The sequence below is a fragment of the Alteriqipengyuania lutimaris genome (genome assembly GCF_003363135.1).
GTDB classification, from domain to species: domain Bacteria; phylum Pseudomonadota; class Alphaproteobacteria; order Sphingomonadales; family Sphingomonadaceae; genus Alteriqipengyuania; species Alteriqipengyuania lutimaris.
The window spans coordinates 1740247-1754082 of record NZ_QRBB01000001.1 but is presented as its reverse complement, the minus strand read 5'-3'; the positions used below and the strand labels follow the sequence as shown (position 1 = coordinate 1754082).

At 67.0% G+C, this 13836-nt stretch carries 14 protein-coding genes and 1 tRNA gene; 8 read left to right on the top strand and 7 right to left on the bottom strand.

Features of this window, described 5'->3' with window-relative positions; all coding sequences use genetic code 11:
* Positions 1–22 precede the first annotated feature (22 nt).
* The 8 genes from DL238_RS08295 (at position 23) to DL238_RS08260 (ending at position 7189) form a co-directional block, all read left to right on the top strand.
* Entirely contained in the window at positions 23–871 is an 849-nt protein-coding gene (locus DL238_RS08295; protein ID WP_115491827.1) for a sulfurtransferase, read from the top strand.
* Entirely contained in the window at positions 823–2076 is a 1254-nt protein-coding gene (metC, locus tag DL238_RS08290; protein ID WP_115491826.1) for a cystathionine beta-lyase, read from the top strand. The genes DL238_RS08295 and metC overlap by 49 nt, the downstream gene beginning before the upstream one ends.
* Complete coding sequence (locus DL238_RS08285; RefSeq protein WP_181883867.1) at positions 2076–3269, top strand: mechanosensitive ion channel family protein; 1194 nt, start codon at positions 2076–2078, stop codon at positions 3267–3269. Before metC ends, DL238_RS08285 begins: the two co-directional genes overlap by 1 nt.
* A 62-nt stretch (positions 3270–3331) precedes the next feature.
* Positions 3332–4090 carry a uroporphyrinogen-III C-methyltransferase gene (cobA, locus tag DL238_RS08280; protein WP_115491825.1) on the top strand — a complete coding sequence of 253 codons (759 nt, stop codon included), beginning with the start codon at positions 3332–3334 and terminating at the stop codon, positions 4088–4090.
* On the top strand, positions 4087–4386 hold the full coding sequence (locus tag DL238_RS08275) for a DUF2849 domain-containing protein (RefSeq protein ID WP_115491824.1): 300 nt from the start codon (positions 4087–4089) through the stop codon (positions 4384–4386). The genes cobA and DL238_RS08275 overlap by 4 nt, the downstream gene beginning before the upstream one ends.
* Positions 4386–6014: a nitrite/sulfite reductase gene (locus tag DL238_RS08270; RefSeq protein WP_115491823.1), complete on the top strand. Its 1629-nt coding sequence runs from the start codon at positions 4386–4388 to the stop codon at positions 6012–6014. The genes DL238_RS08275 and DL238_RS08270 overlap by 1 nt, the downstream gene beginning before the upstream one ends.
* The gene (locus tag DL238_RS08265; RefSeq protein WP_115491822.1) at positions 6007–6438 is read left to right on the top strand and encodes a DUF934 domain-containing protein; all 432 of its coding nucleotides are present in this window, start codon (positions 6007–6009) and stop codon (positions 6436–6438) included. Before DL238_RS08270 ends, DL238_RS08265 begins: the two co-directional genes overlap by 8 nt.
* Position 6439: 1 nt before the next feature.
* Entirely contained in the window at positions 6440–7189 is a 750-nt protein-coding gene (locus DL238_RS08260; protein WP_115491821.1) for a phosphoadenylyl-sulfate reductase, read from the top strand.
* Between the two features lie 26 nt (positions 7190–7215).
* Here the strand turns inward: DL238_RS08260 and DL238_RS08255 are convergent, their stop codons facing one another.
* The 7 genes from DL238_RS08255 to DL238_RS08220 all read right to left on the bottom strand — a co-directional run bounded on the left by DL238_RS08255 (position 7216) and on the right by DL238_RS08220 (position 13827).
* Positions 7216–8124, bottom strand: coding sequence for an NAD-dependent epimerase/dehydratase family protein (locus DL238_RS08255; RefSeq protein WP_115491820.1), 909 nt, complete (start codon positions 8122–8124; stop codon positions 7216–7218).
* A gap of 25 nt (positions 8125–8149) precedes the next feature.
* On the bottom strand, positions 8150–9238 hold the full coding sequence (gene obgE, locus DL238_RS08250) for a GTPase ObgE (protein WP_115491819.1): 1089 nt from the start codon (positions 9236–9238) through the stop codon (positions 8150–8152).
* A 16-nt stretch (positions 9239–9254) separates the two neighbouring features.
* A tRNA-Ala gene (locus DL238_RS08245) sits at positions 9255–9330 on the bottom strand.
* 121 nt (positions 9331–9451) lie between these two features.
* Positions 9452–10417, bottom strand: coding sequence for a hypothetical protein (locus DL238_RS08240; protein WP_181883866.1), 966 nt, complete (start codon positions 10415–10417; stop codon positions 9452–9454).
* Positions 10418–10586: 169 nt separating this feature from the next.
* Positions 10587–11327: a Bax inhibitor-1/YccA family protein gene (locus DL238_RS08230; protein ID WP_115491817.1), complete on the bottom strand. Its 741-nt coding sequence runs from the start codon at positions 11325–11327 to the stop codon at positions 10587–10589.
* Positions 11328–11467: 140 nt separating this feature from the next.
* Complete coding sequence (locus DL238_RS08225; protein ID WP_115491816.1) at positions 11468–11974, bottom strand: type III secretion system chaperone family protein; 507 nt, start codon at positions 11972–11974, stop codon at positions 11468–11470.
* Between the two features lie 167 nt (positions 11975–12141).
* Complete coding sequence (locus DL238_RS08220) at positions 12142–13827, bottom strand: tetratricopeptide repeat protein (RefSeq protein ID WP_234031016.1); 1686 nt, start codon at positions 13825–13827, stop codon at positions 12142–12144.
* Between the last annotated feature and the right edge of the window lie 9 nt (positions 13828–13836).

Sequence of the window (13836 nt, the reverse complement as noted above, 5' to 3'; positions counted from 1 at the left end):
TTCCCGGTTAGACGACCTCGCCATGGACATGCTCGTATCGACCGGCTGGCTCGCGGCGGAGCTCGAGGCTCCCGACCTCGCCGTACTCGATGCGTCGCTGCACCTGCCGAATGCTCAGCGCGATGCGCGTGCCGAGTTCGAGGCGGCACATATTCCCGGTGCACGATTCCTCGATCTGGCGGGCCTGCACGATCCCCAATCCGCCCTGCCCGGCAAGGTGCCCGACGGACAGCGCATCGCCCGTTGGCTGGGGGAGCGCGGCGTCGGTCCGCAAACCCGCATCGTGCTTTACGACGATTCGATGCTGCGCAGCGCGGCGCGCGCGTGGGTACTGCTCGACCTTGCAGGGCTGGCCAATATCGCGGTGCTCGACGGCGGACTGGCGAAGTGGCGGGCCGAGGATCGCCCGCTCGAGGCGGGCATGCCCGCGACCAACCCAGCCGATCGGCCCGCAACCGCCGTCCGCATGACCGATATCCGCGACAAGTCCGCAATGCTCGCCAACCTCGATAGCGGCGGCGAACAGGTGATCGATGCGCGCGACGCGGACCGCTTCACCGGCACGACGCAAGACACGGTCCACGACCTCCCCGGCGGCCATATCCCGGGCGCGCGCCACCTGTTCTTCCGCGACGTCCTGAACGACGACGGCACCTTTCGCGAACCCGACGAACTGCGCGCGCTGTTCGAACGGGCGGGCATCGATCTCGACCGGCCCATCGTCACCACTTGCGGCAGCGGCGTGACCGCCTCGGTCCTGCTGTTCGCGCTGCGGCTCCTCGGCGCGCCAAGCACAGCGCTTTACGATGGCAGCTGGAGCGAATGGGGCGCAGACCCCGAAACCCCCAAGGAAACCGGAGCCCCCCGCTGAGCAAGAGCGACAAGCCCGTTGCCCCGTCCACCCGCGCCGTGCTCGCCGGGCGGCGCGAGGAGTGGACCGGCCCGGTGGTCAATCCCCCGGTCTGGCGCGCCAGCACGCATCTCTACGCCACCGAGGGCGACCGGATCGCATCGCTCGCGCACAACGAGGACGGGCATTTCCACTACGGCCGCCGCGGCGCGCCGACGCAATGGGCGCTGGCCGAGGCGCTGACGCAGCTGGAACCGGGCGCCGATGGCACGATGCTCTACCCCAGCGGCACCGCCGCGCTGGCGGGCGCGCTGATGAGCGTGCTCGAGCCCGGGGACGTGCTGCTGGTGCAGGACAATGTCTACGAACCCACGCGCGCGATTGCATCGGGCCTGCTCAAGCGCTGGGGTGTCGAGGCGCGGTTCTTCGATCCTGCCGATCACGATGCCTTCGCCGCGCTCTTCGACGAGCGGACCAGCGCGGTCATGCTCGAGACGCCGGGCAGCCTGACGATGGAAGTGCCCGACATTCCCTCGTTGGCGGCAATCGCGCGCGATCATGCCGCGAGTGTCCTCGTGGACAATACCTGGGCGACCGGGCTCGGCTTCCCGGCGCTTGAGCATGGCTGCGACATCACGATCACCGCACTCACCAAGCATGCGGGCGGGCATTCGGACGTCATGATGGGCGCGGCGAGCGCGAATGCGAAATACTACGCGAAGCTGCGCCATACCGCGCAGAGCCTCGGCCAGTGCGTCTCGCCCGACGATGCGGCGCTGGTTTCGCGGGGCCTGCGGACCGTGCCTTTAAGGCTGCACAAAAGCAGCGAGAGCGCGCTCAAGGTTGCACAATGGCTGCATAAACGCACCGAAGTGGCGCATGTGCTGTGCCCCATGCTCGAAGGCTCGCCCGGCCACGATTTGTGGACGCGCGACTTCACCGGCGGCTGCGGATTGTTCAGCTTCGTCCTCGCCGGTCACACCAGCGATCAGCGCGCGGCCTTCGTCGACAGCCTCGACCTGTTCGGCATCGGCTATAGCTGGGGCGGGTTCGAAAGCCTCGCCCTGCCCTTCGACGCCGCGCGGATTCGCAGCGCGAGCGCGTGGCCGAAGTCCGGCTGGCGCGAGGAAGATCATCTGGGTGTCCGCCTCGCCATCGGGCTCGAAGATGCGGATGACCTCATCGCCGACCTTGACCGCGCCTTCGCCGCGATCAAGCATAGCTGATGTCCAGCGCAACCCTCGGCCCCAACGCCGCCACCGACGCGGTGCTCAATCCGCAAGGAGAGGCGAGCCCCACACCCGAACCCACCGGGGAGGCGCTGCAGGCGGGCGAGCAGGTGATCCTGCAACCGGTGCCATCCGACGGCTCGTCCCCCGCAACGGCCGCTGCGCCCACTCCCGAGGCTTCGCCGACCGACAGCGTGAAGGCGGCGGACGAGTTGCGCGAAGCGGTGGGCGAGCAGAGCCAGACGGTGGGCAGCGTGCTCGACCAGATGGACTCGATGGCGATCAATATCGGATCGACCCACATCTCCGTGCTCGACGGCGTCGTGTTCCTCGCGGTGGTGGCCGGCGTATTCGCCTTCGCCTTCTTCGGCAGCAGGCTGGCCCATGCGGCGCTCGCACGCGCCACCCGGCTCGACCAGACGCGGCGGCTGCTGGCCGAGAAGATCGTCACCATCGTCGTGTGGGGCATGGCCTTCTTCATCGGGATCGACCTGCTGGGGATCGACCTGACCGCGCTCGCGGTCTTCTCCGGTGCCTTCGGCCTCGCGATCGGTTTCGGGTTGCAGAAGACCTTCGGCAACCTGATCGCGGGGATCATCCTGCTGATGGACAAGTCGATCAAGCCGGGCGACGTCATCGCGATCGCCGACCAGGCGGGCGTTTCCACCTTCGGCCAGATCCGCAAGATCGGCATTCGCGCGGTGTCGATCACCACGCGCGACCAGAAGGAATACCTGATCCCGAACGAGAACCTGATGATCAATCAGGTCGAAAACTGGTCCTATTCCAGCCGCAACGTGCGCATGCAGGTGCCGGTCGGCATTTCCTACCACGCCGATATCGACCAGGCGGAGGAACTGATGCTGGAAGCCGCGCTCTCGTGCGGCCGCGTGCTCAAGTCGCCCCCGCCGACCGTGTGGCTGGACGGCTATGGCGACAGCTCGGTCAATTTCATCATCCACGTGTGGATCACCGACCCCGAGGCGGGGACCGGCAACGTGAAGAGCGAGGTGCTCAAGAAGCTGTGGCACCTGTTCCAGGAACACGAGGTGGAGATTCCCTTCCCGCAGCGCGACATCAACCTGCGCAGCGCCGAGGGGCTCGACCAGCTGATCGCCGCGCTGGAGCAGAAGCGCAGCGGCACCAAAGCGAAGCCCTCCGCCAAAGAGAAACCGGCCGCTAAAGAATAGCTAGCCCCGCGCGAACCCATTCTCGTTCGCGCGTCCCGGCCGGTCCCGCCATGTAGCTACGCATGGCGAAGACAGGCACCATCTACCTCGTGGGCGCAGGCCCCGGCGATCCCGACCTCCTCACGCTGCGCGCCGCGCGGCTGATCGAACATGCCGAGCTGATCGTCCACGACGGTCTGGTCGATCCCGCGATCCTCGCGCTGGCGCGGCCCGACGCGACGCTCGTGTCGGTCGCGAAACAGCGCTCCAGGCACACGCTCCCGCAGGAAGACATCAACGCCCTGCTGGTGCGCGAAGCGAAGGCCGGGCGTTCGCCCGTGCGTCTGAAGGGCGGCGACCCGCTGATCTTCGGGCGCGGCGGCGAAGAGGCCGAGGCTGCGCGTGCGCATGGCGTGGCGGTCGAGATCGTGCCCGGCATCAGCGCGGCCAACGGTGCGGCGGCGGCGGCGCAGATCGCGCTGACCCACCGCGACGCCTCCAGCATCGTCAGCTTCGTGGCGGGCCAGTGCAAGGGACTGAGCGATCAGAACTGGTCGGGCCTTGCCGGCAAGGGTCGCACGTTGGTGATCTACATGGGCGTGAAGACCGCAGGCGACATCGCCGACAAGCTGATGGCCGACGGCCTTTCGCCCGACATGCCCGTCGCCGTGATCGAGAATGGCGCGCGGCCGAACATGCGGGTGCTGCGCGGGCTGCTCGCCGGCCTGCCCGATCTCGTCGAGGAGGAGCATGTGGTCTCGCCAGCGCTGATCGTGATTGGCGAGGTCACCGCGCGCACCGATGCCCAGCTGGCCGTGATGGCGCGGGAGGCGGCGCAATGAAGCTGATCTCTGGCAACGACCTCAAGACCGGCGCGGTCGTCTGGTGGACGGGCAGCGACTGGTCGATCCGGATCGAGGATGCGGTCGACGCGGGCGAGGGGGCAGAGGCCATCGCCACGCGCGAGGAAGCCGCGCGCCGCGTCAACGTGCCCTACGTGGTCGCTGCCGAGCCCGGCCCCGACGGCGCCCCTCGCCCCGCCCATATCAAGGAGCGCGTCCGCGCTCTCGGCCCCACGGTGCGGCCCGACCTTACCCTCAAGCCCGACGACCCCGGCGCCGTCGAAAAGGTAATCTGATGTACGCCTACGACCAATACGACCAGGCGATGGTCGATGCCCGCGTCGCCGAGTTTCGCGACCAGTGCGAACGGCGGCTGGCCGGCAAGCTGACCGAGGACCAGTTCAAGCCGCTGCGGCTGATGAACGGCCTCTATCTCCAGCTGCACGCCTACATGCTGCGCGTCGCGATCCCCTACGGCACGCTTAACGGCGGACAGATGCGCATGCTGGCGGACATCGCCGAGAAGTACGACCGCGGCTACGGCCACTTCACCACGCGGCAGAACATCCAGTACAACTGGATCAAGCTGGAAGACGCCGCCGACATCCTCGCCGATCTGGCGACGGTAGAAATGCATGCGATTCAGACCAGCGGCAACTGCATCCGCAACATCAGCTCGGACCATTTCGCGGGCGCTGCGGCGGACGAGGTGGCGGACCCGCGCCCCTATGCCGAGCTGCTGCGCCAATGGTCCAGCTTCCACCCCGAGTTTTCGTACCTGCCGCGCAAGTTCAAGATCTGCGTGATCGCGAGCGAGCAGGATCGCGCGGCGATGCGGCTGCACGATATCGGCATCCGTATCGTGGAGCGGGACGGCGAACTGGGCGCGCGGTTCTATGTCGGCGGCGGCATGGGCCGCACCCCGATGATCGCACCGCTGATCCGCGATTTCGTGCCGCTCGACCAGCTGGTGACCTATTCCGAGGCCTGCCTGCGCGTCTACAACCGCTACGGCCGGCGCGACAACAAGTACAAGGCGCGGATCAAGATCCTCGTCCACGAACTCGGCGCGGAGGAATATACCCGCCAGGTCGAGGAGGAATTCGCGCACCTGCTCGATCAGGGTGTGGAGCCGCCCTTGGCCGAGCTGGAGCGGATCAAGGGGTACTTCGCCGATCCCGCCTTCGACGCGAGCGACGCCGAGCCCGATCGCTCGGACCCCGATTTCGCGGTCTGGCTCGACCACAATACGCACGCGCACAAGGTGCCGGGCTACGCCTCCGCCATCGTCAGCCTCAAGCCTGTGGGCGGCATTCCCGGCGACGCAACCGATGCGCAGATGCGCGTGCTGGCCGATCTGGCGGAGAAGTACTCCTTCGACGAACTGCGCGTCATGCACACGCAGAACGTCGTCCTGCCGCACGTCGGCAAGGCCGATCTCTACGCATTGTGGCAGGCATTGAACGAGGCGGGCATGGGTACGCCCAACGCCGACCTCATGGGCGATATCATCGCCTGCCCCGGCCTCGACTATTGCAGCCTCGCCAATGCCCGCTCGATCCCCATCGCGCAGCGCATTTCGGAGCGCTTCGCCGCCAACGGCAAGGAAGCCGCTCTGGGCGAGCTGAAGCTGAAAATCTCGGGCTGCATCAACGCCTGCGGGCATCACCACGCAGGGCACATCGGCATCCTCGGCGTCGATAGGAAAGGCACCGAGAACTACCAGCTGCTGCTCGGCGGGAGCGAGGCGGAGGACGTCAGCCTCGCCAAGATCACCGGCCCGGGCTTCGACGAGCACGGCATCGTCGATGCGGTCGAAACTGCCGCCGACGTCTACCTGCGCGAACGCACCGAGGGCGAACGCTTCCTCGATACCTACCGCCGGATCGGCATGGCCCCGTTCAAGGAGGCGCTTTATGGCTGAGGACGCACAGATCAGGCTCCGCGACGACGAGCCTTGCATGGAACCCGCAGTGACGCTCGACGCCTTTGCCGAGCAGACCAATGCGGTCGCGGTCCGGATCGAGCCCGGCGGCGATGCGCGCGAGCTGCTGCCGCATCTGGACCGGCTGGCCCGCGTCGACATCGCGTTCCCCGCCTTTACCGACGGTCGCGGCTATTCCGCCGCGCGGATCCTGCGCGAGGCGGGCTTCACGGGCGAATTGCGCGCGGTGGGCGACGTGCTGGTCGACCAGCTCGCCTACATGCGCCGCTGCGGCTTCGACGCCTTTGCGCCCGAAACGCCGATCGACCCGCTGGAGGCCGAAGCCGCCTTCGCGCGCTTCCCCGAGGTCTACCAGCCCGCCGCCGATCCGCGCACGCCGATCTGGAGCCTGCGCCATCAATGACATGCGCGCCATCGACCGGCTGAGCACGGCCCCTCGCTTCACCGACAGCGATGCGATCGATCTCAATCGCCAGTATCGCGCGATGGAGACCGAGGAGATGCTGCAGGCGCTGGTGGAGGACGGCAAGGCCGGGCGCATTGCGCTCGTCTCCAGCTTCGGGGCGGAAAGCGCGGTGCTGCTGCATCTGGTCGCGTCGGTCGATCCGGATTTCCCGGTGCTGTTCCTCGAGACGGGCAAGCATTTCGAAGAAACGCTGGCCTATCGCGATCTGCTGAAGGAACGGCTCGGCCTGACCAATCTGGTCAACCTCCATCCTGATCCGGAGGATATCGCCGCGCGCGACGAAAGCGGCCTGCGCTGGTCCTACGACCCCGACGGCTGCTGCGAATTGCGCAAGGTGAAGCCGCTCGCCCGCGCGCTGGCCGATTTCGATGCCACGCTGACCGGGCGCAAGGCCTTCCAGAGCGCGACCCGCGCCAACCTCCCGCGCTTCGAGATCGATAGCAGCGATGCGGCAGGGCGCCTCAAGATCAATCCGCTGATCGACTGGGACGCAGACCGGATCGCGGCCTATTTCGAGGAACACGACCTGCCCCGACACCCGCTGGTGGCACGCGGCTTCCCCTCGATCGGGTGCGCGCCCTGCACGCACAAGGTCGCACCGGGCGAGGACCCGCGATCGGGCCGGTGGAAGGGCTGGGACAAGGTCGAATGCGGCATCCACAAGCCGGGCGAAGAGCCGTTCCTGTAGGCTGTCTTCTCTAGCCTGCCGTCAGGCTACAGCATCCCCGCTTCGCGATACCATTGCGCGGTTTCGCGCAGGCCCTCGCGGGTCAATATCTGGGGTTGCCAGATATCCCTGGGCACCGCGCGCTCGGGCGCGACCGTCCAGTCGCTATGCGCGAGATAGCCCGCACGGTCGCGCGTGAGGCGTGCGTTGCGGCCGCGAATCTTCTCGTCCGCCATCGCTGCAGCATGCAGCGCGAAACCGGGCAGCGGCACGGGATACACCTTGGTGCCGACGGCCGAGCCGATGCTCCGCGCCAGATCGCCGTGCGTCCAGCCGCCGGTCCGCCCGTCGTCGGGTTCGAAAATCTCATGCGTGATCCCTTCCCCGCCTTCGCGCAGCGCGAGCAGCAGGCGCGCAAGGTCGCGCACGTGGATCATCGAACTGCGCCCACCGGCCGGGACCGGAAGGACGCCTTTCCTCGCGGCGCGGAACATCTCGAGGTAATCGGTGTCGCGCGGGCCGTAGACGCCGGGTGGGCGCACGATCGTCCAGTCGAGTCCGCTCGCCGCAACGATGGTTTCGGCACGCCGTTTCGACAGGCCATAGGCGGACAGATCGGGCTCGCGCGCGGCGAGCGAGGATACGAAGACCAGCCGCTTGGCCCCCGCCCGCACCGCGGCTTCCACCACGTTCAATGTGCCGGTGACGTTGACGATCTCGAAATGGTCGGGGTTCGTACTGCGGGTCAGCCCGGCGATATGGATCACGCATTCGGCATCGGAGACCAGATGCGCGAGCTTGAAGGATTCGTTGAGCGTCCCTTCCACCCAGCGGACGCCTCGGCGGCTCTGGGGCACCTTGCGCGCCAGGACCCGTACCCGCTCGCCCTTGCCTTCCAGCAGATCGAGCACCGCCTGCCCGACGAACCCGGTCCCTCCCGTCAGCGCGAGGGTCATTCGAAAACGTCCGCAGCCAGTGAAATCAGATCGGCGACCAAGAGCTTTCGCCCTCCCCATCGTCGTCTTCCGAACCGTCGGCCCCGTCTTCCTCGGTTCCGCTGCCGCTTTCGTTTTCGAGGTTGGTAACCTCGGGCAGGTAGCCAAGCACAGCGTCGAGCAGCGCCTCCACGCCCTGCCCGGTCACGCCGGACACGGGATAGACCGCGTCCGCGCCCGCCGCCTTGAGCTCATCCGCAAAGGCATCGCCAAGTTCGCTATCGGCCAGATCCAGCTTGTTGAGCGCCACGATGCGCGGCTTGTCCACGAGGCCCTCTCCGTAAGCTTCCAGTTCGCCCTCGACCGTGCGCATGGCCTCGACCGGATCGTCGCCCGCGATGTCGATCAGGTGGATCAGCACGCGGCACCGCTCGATATGGCCCAAGAAGCGGTCGCCGATCCCTGCGCCCTCCGCCGCGCCTTCGATCAGGCCGGGAATGTCCGCGAGCACGAAATCGCGGCCCTTGTGGCGCACCACGCCCAGCTTGGGCACCAGCGTGGTGAAGGCGTAGTCGCCCACCTTGGCGCGCGCGTTGGTCACCTGGTTGATGAAGGTCGATTTGCCCGCATTGGGCAGGCCGACGAGTCCGACGTCGGCGAGCAGCTTGAGCCGCAGCCAGACCCACATTTCCTCGCCCGGTTCGCCCGGCTGGTGCTGGCGCGGGGCGCGGTTGGTGCTGGTCTTGTAGCTCGCGTTGCCGCGCCCGCCCATGCCGCCTTCGAGCAGCGTGATACGCTGGCCGACCTCGGTAAAGTCGGCGAGCACCTCTTCCTTGTCTTCGGACAGGACCTGCGTGCCCACCGGCACCTTCACCACCAGCTCGCCCGCGCCCTTGCCGGTGCGATCGCGCCCCATGCCGTGGCCGCCGCGCGATGCCTTGAAATGCTGCGAGTAGCGGAAATCGATCAGCGTATTGAGGCCGGGCACGGCTTCGAAGACGATATCGCCCCCCTTGCCGCCATTACCGCCGTCGGGTCCGCCATATTCGATATATTTCTCACGCCGGAAGCTGACGGCCCCGGGACCGCCCGCGCCGGACTTAAGATAAATCTTGGCCTGATCGAGAAAATGCATTTTTACCCCAAGCACCTGGTGGAGCCGAGCGGGATCGAACCGCTGACCTCGTCATTGCGAACGACGCGCTCTCCCAACTGAGCTACGGCCCCGTTCAGGTGTTGTGGCGAAGATAGGCGACACGCGCCCCTACGCAAGAGCGCGCCCCAATAACGAACCGGGCGGCAGACGCAAGGCCTTTCGGTGAAGACCTGTGCACTACCGCCCTCGCGATCAGGAAGGATCGGGTTCGGGCGGCCCCTGAATTTCCTCCGGAGTGCTCGTCGCAGCGGTTTCTGGCAGGACGATCGTGACCCCGTTGCCCTGCGACGTTGCGGCCGTACTCGGCTCGACCGCGACGTCCGGGGTCGATTGGGGCACGTTCAGCACCGGATCCGTGCCGAGAGTGACCGCACCCGATTGCTCGCTGTTCGCGGCGTCCACGGGCGCGTTAAGCAGGCGCACGCCGTCATCGGCCTGCATGGTGTCCGCCTCCGCCATCTGCGTCGAAGGCTGGTAGCTGGGATAGAGACCCGCGGGCGTGCCATAGAGGCGATCCCACGTGGCGAGGTTGGTGCGGTAGCGTTCGAAGGAGCGGAAGAAATCCTCGAACACGCCCTCGAAGCGGGTCAGCGCACGTGCGGAAAAGCTTTCGAGATCGGCAGGGGCGACCATGACCGATTCGTTGCTCAGTTCCAGCGCCGCGTCGCAGAACTCGGCCTTCGCCGGCGGCATGGTGAAATAGTTGTAGACCTTGGTCATGTAGCTATCGAGCTCGGCACGGCCGGTCTTGCGGTCGCCGTATTTCTCGCGGAATTCGGCCTCGACCGCGTCGTTCGCCTTGTCGAGCGGCTTGTCGAAATTCTCGAGGAAGAGCTTGTAGTTGGGCAGGATGCCCGCGTGTTCGTCCGCCAGGCAGTTGAGCGCCGCCACGTTGAGGGCGGAGCGCACGTTCCACGTGGTCTGTGCAGGGGTGATGTAAGCATTGACCGTCTGGCGCACGCCATCGGGCGCGACCTGCGGGATCGTCATGATCGCGCTCGCGCCCATTGGGGGAATGGGCCGCGCCGGAATGGGCGGGGGGGGCGGCGGCGGAGGCGGTGGCGGGGGCGGCGGCTCGGGCGTAGCGCAGGCGGCCAGCAGGCCAAGCGCACCGGTAAGGATGGTGATGCGCAGGGGCGACTTGAGGTCGGCGGACATAATCGAAAGGCTCCCAATCGCGGATTGCCTTTTCACGCTCCGGGGGGACGCGCGGCCGGCCATCATTCGCTCGGCCCACTCTTAACGCATTACATATGAATAGAAAATGCCCGAGACGGAAAATCCGGCTCGGGCATCTTTCTGTTCGGTGATGTCACCTGAAGTGCGCTTACTCGCGGGCGGCGCCCATAAAGCGCAGCAGGAACAGGAACATGTTGATGAAGTCGAGGTAGAGGCTCAGCGCCCCGAGAATGATCGACTTGCCTTCCCAGCTGGTGCCACGCAGGCGCTGGTAATCGTTCTTGAGCCGCTGCGTATCGTAGGCGGTCAGCCCGGCGAAGATCAGCACGCCGAGGATGCTCACCGCGAGTTCGAGCGCCGCCGACTGCAGGAAGATGTTGATCACCATCGCGATGACGATGCCGATCACGCCCATGATCAGGAAGCTGCCCCAGGCGGACAGGTCCTTCTTGGTCGTGTAGCCGAACAGGCTCAGACCCGCGAAGGCACCGGCCGTTGCGAAGAAGGTCGCCGCGATCGATCCGCCCGTGTAGACGAGGAAGATCGTCGAGAGCGACAGACCCATCAGGAAGGCGAAGCCCCAGAACATCAGCTGCAGCGTGCCCTGGCTGAACTTCTGCGCACCGAAGCTCATCGCGAAGACGATCGCCAGCGGCGACAATGCCACGATCCACATCAGCGGACCGGATGCGAAGGTGTAGGCCAGCCCGCTCTGCGCGGTCAGCAGGGCGACGATGCCGGTCAGCAGCACGCCCGAGGTCATGTAGTTGTAAATCGAGAGCATGTACTTGCGCAGACCCGCGTCGTAGGTCGTGCGCGAGGCGACATCACCCCCGGCGCGCGGCACGGAGCCGAAACCCTGCCGTGTGCGGTCGTCCCAATCAGCCATTTCAAAGCCACTCCAATTGCCGGCTGCGTCATGCGCCGGTTCACCGGAGAATATCGCGTCAAACGCCCCGAAATTCAAGGCCTGCGGCGACGATTTAGACTTAATGGCCGTTCAGGTGCACGCCGTGCAACAGCGGGCGATCACGCCTCGCCCATCGCGTCGATCAGCGCCGCTTCCAGCGCGTCCGCCGGGCTCTTGTTGCCCCACAGCACGAACTGGAAGGCAGGATAGAAGCGATCGCATTCGTCGACTGCATTCTCGATCAGGGCCTGCGCCTGTCCAAGGCTGAGCATCCCGTCGTCCGACAGCATCGCACCATGGCGGTAGACCAGCACGCGGCCGTGGCTCCAGATGTCGAAATGGCCGAGCCAGACCTGTTCGTTGGCGAGCCCCAGCAATTCGTAAGCGGCTGCAAGCTGCTCTTTCCCCACGCGGATATCGGGCAGGCAGATCAGCTGGAGCACGCCGTCCTCGGGCCGCAGCACCGCGCGAACCTGGTATTTCACCCAGGCGCCCTGCACTTCGCCACCCAGCTCTTCCTCCGCATGCGTGTCGAGCGGCCAGCCGCGCGCGTCGAACAGCGCGGCCAGCATGTCCATCGGCGCGCCGTACTGGCTGCCGATGGGTTCTTTCAGAGCGGTTGCCATATGCGATCCCTATACCCGTCCGTCATCAAGTCATGACCTTGTGACGCATCGCCCCGGGGGCACGCAAACCGGGACGACCAGCGAGCGGTGCATAAGAATTAACGCTGTTCACGCCTTGTGGGAAAAGCGTTTTTCCGGGGATAGACGCCCGATCCCAGCAGCGCCGATCAGCGCAATTCGTCGATCTGCTGGCCTTCGGCGCTGGTCCAGATGAAGGAATCGACATCCTCCGCCGCGAGCGCGTTCAGCGCTTCGCGCGCCTGCGCCTGATTGTCGAACGGCCCGGCGAGCAGCCGGTTGGTCTGCCCCATGGGGGTCACGAAGGGGCCCTTGTCCTTCAGCACGTCGAACTTGCGGTATTTGAGCCGCCAGTCATTGCGCAGCAGTCCGCGATTCTGCCCGACGCCGATCTGGAGCCAGATACGCCGCGGCGCGGGCGCCGGCGGGGGCGCAGCCTCTTCGCGCACGGGCTCGATCGCGCTGATGTCGACCACGTCCTCTCCGGCGACCGCGACCGCGGTCGGCTCGGCGAAATCGGCAAAGGCCTCGGCAAGGTCGAGCGGAGCCGATGCGCCGGACGGCGGCGATGCTGCCGGAGCTGGCGTCGGCGCAGCTTGGGCGGGACGCGAATCGGCGAGATCGAAAGTAACCGGGTCCGCGCCCCGCGATTCGGGCTGGCCGAGATTCGCCGCGGCCAGCGGCACGGGATCGGAGGCGGTCGGCCCGATGGGCGCGGATGCCGCGTCGCTTTGTGCCATCCGAACCTCGGTCGCACCGGCAGGCGCTTGCGTCGGTGCGGGCGTCGGTGCCGGAGCGGGTGTGGATGTGGGTGTGGGTGTGGGTGTGGGTGTGGGTGTGGGGGGCGGAATCGCGATCGCTGCGCGGGCAACGGGCTCACGCAGGATCGTGCGCCGCAGCGGGTCGCTCAGATCGCGTACCGGTCGCCGGGCGACCTGTATGGCCGGTCCCTCGCCGAGCGGTGCTCCACGCGGTTCCAAGCCAGTATCGGGAGCGCCCGGTCCGGCCACGCCGCCCGCCGCGCTTGCGATACGCGGATCGTCGCGACCGATGCGGGCGGCGGAAGGGTAGATGCCGAGATTGGCGGCGGCGGCCTGCTGCGACTTGGTCAGCCGCGGCATGAAGCGCAGGTAAGGCTCCAGCCGCCCGGCGAGGTCGCGCGGCATGACGGCGCGGGCGATCTCGATCGCCTCGTCCGCGTCGCCCAGCACCGCCAGACCGAAGGCCCGGGTACGGTAGGCGGCAAAATCGCGCGCATCGAGCATGGGCTTGAGCGTGTCCTCGAACGGCTGGCGCTCGCCCGCGATGGCATGACTCAAGGCCAGTCGCTGCCGCACCTCGGCGTCGTCCTCGAGCGAAAGCGCACGGCGATAGGCCGTTTGCGCCGCGCTGTTCTGCCCGACCAGATCATAGGCGAGGCCGCGATCGGCCCACAGCGAGCCGCTGCTGATCCCGGCCTGTTCGGCCTCCTCGAACAGCTTCAGCGCTTCGACCGGCCGTCCGCCGCGCACATAGGCGGCGGCCATGCCTTCCGAAATACGCGGGTTCTGGGGGGACAATTCCCTGGCGCGCCCGAAGAAGCCAATCGCCGCGTCGGAATCGCCGAGCTGGAGCGAGGCGAGCCCGGCCGCAATCAGCGCGTCGACATCGCGCCGGTCGCGCGCGAGGCGCATCAGCGCTTCGTTGAGATCGTCGGACGCGGCGGGCGGCAGCGGCTGCACCACCGCCCGCGACACGGTATCGCCCGATTGCGCCGTCGCGGGGGCAGCGAACCCTGCAAGCGCGAGCACCAGCACCGGCATCGCGGTGCGCGTTAGCTTGTACCGTCCCGTCATCATTCGCAG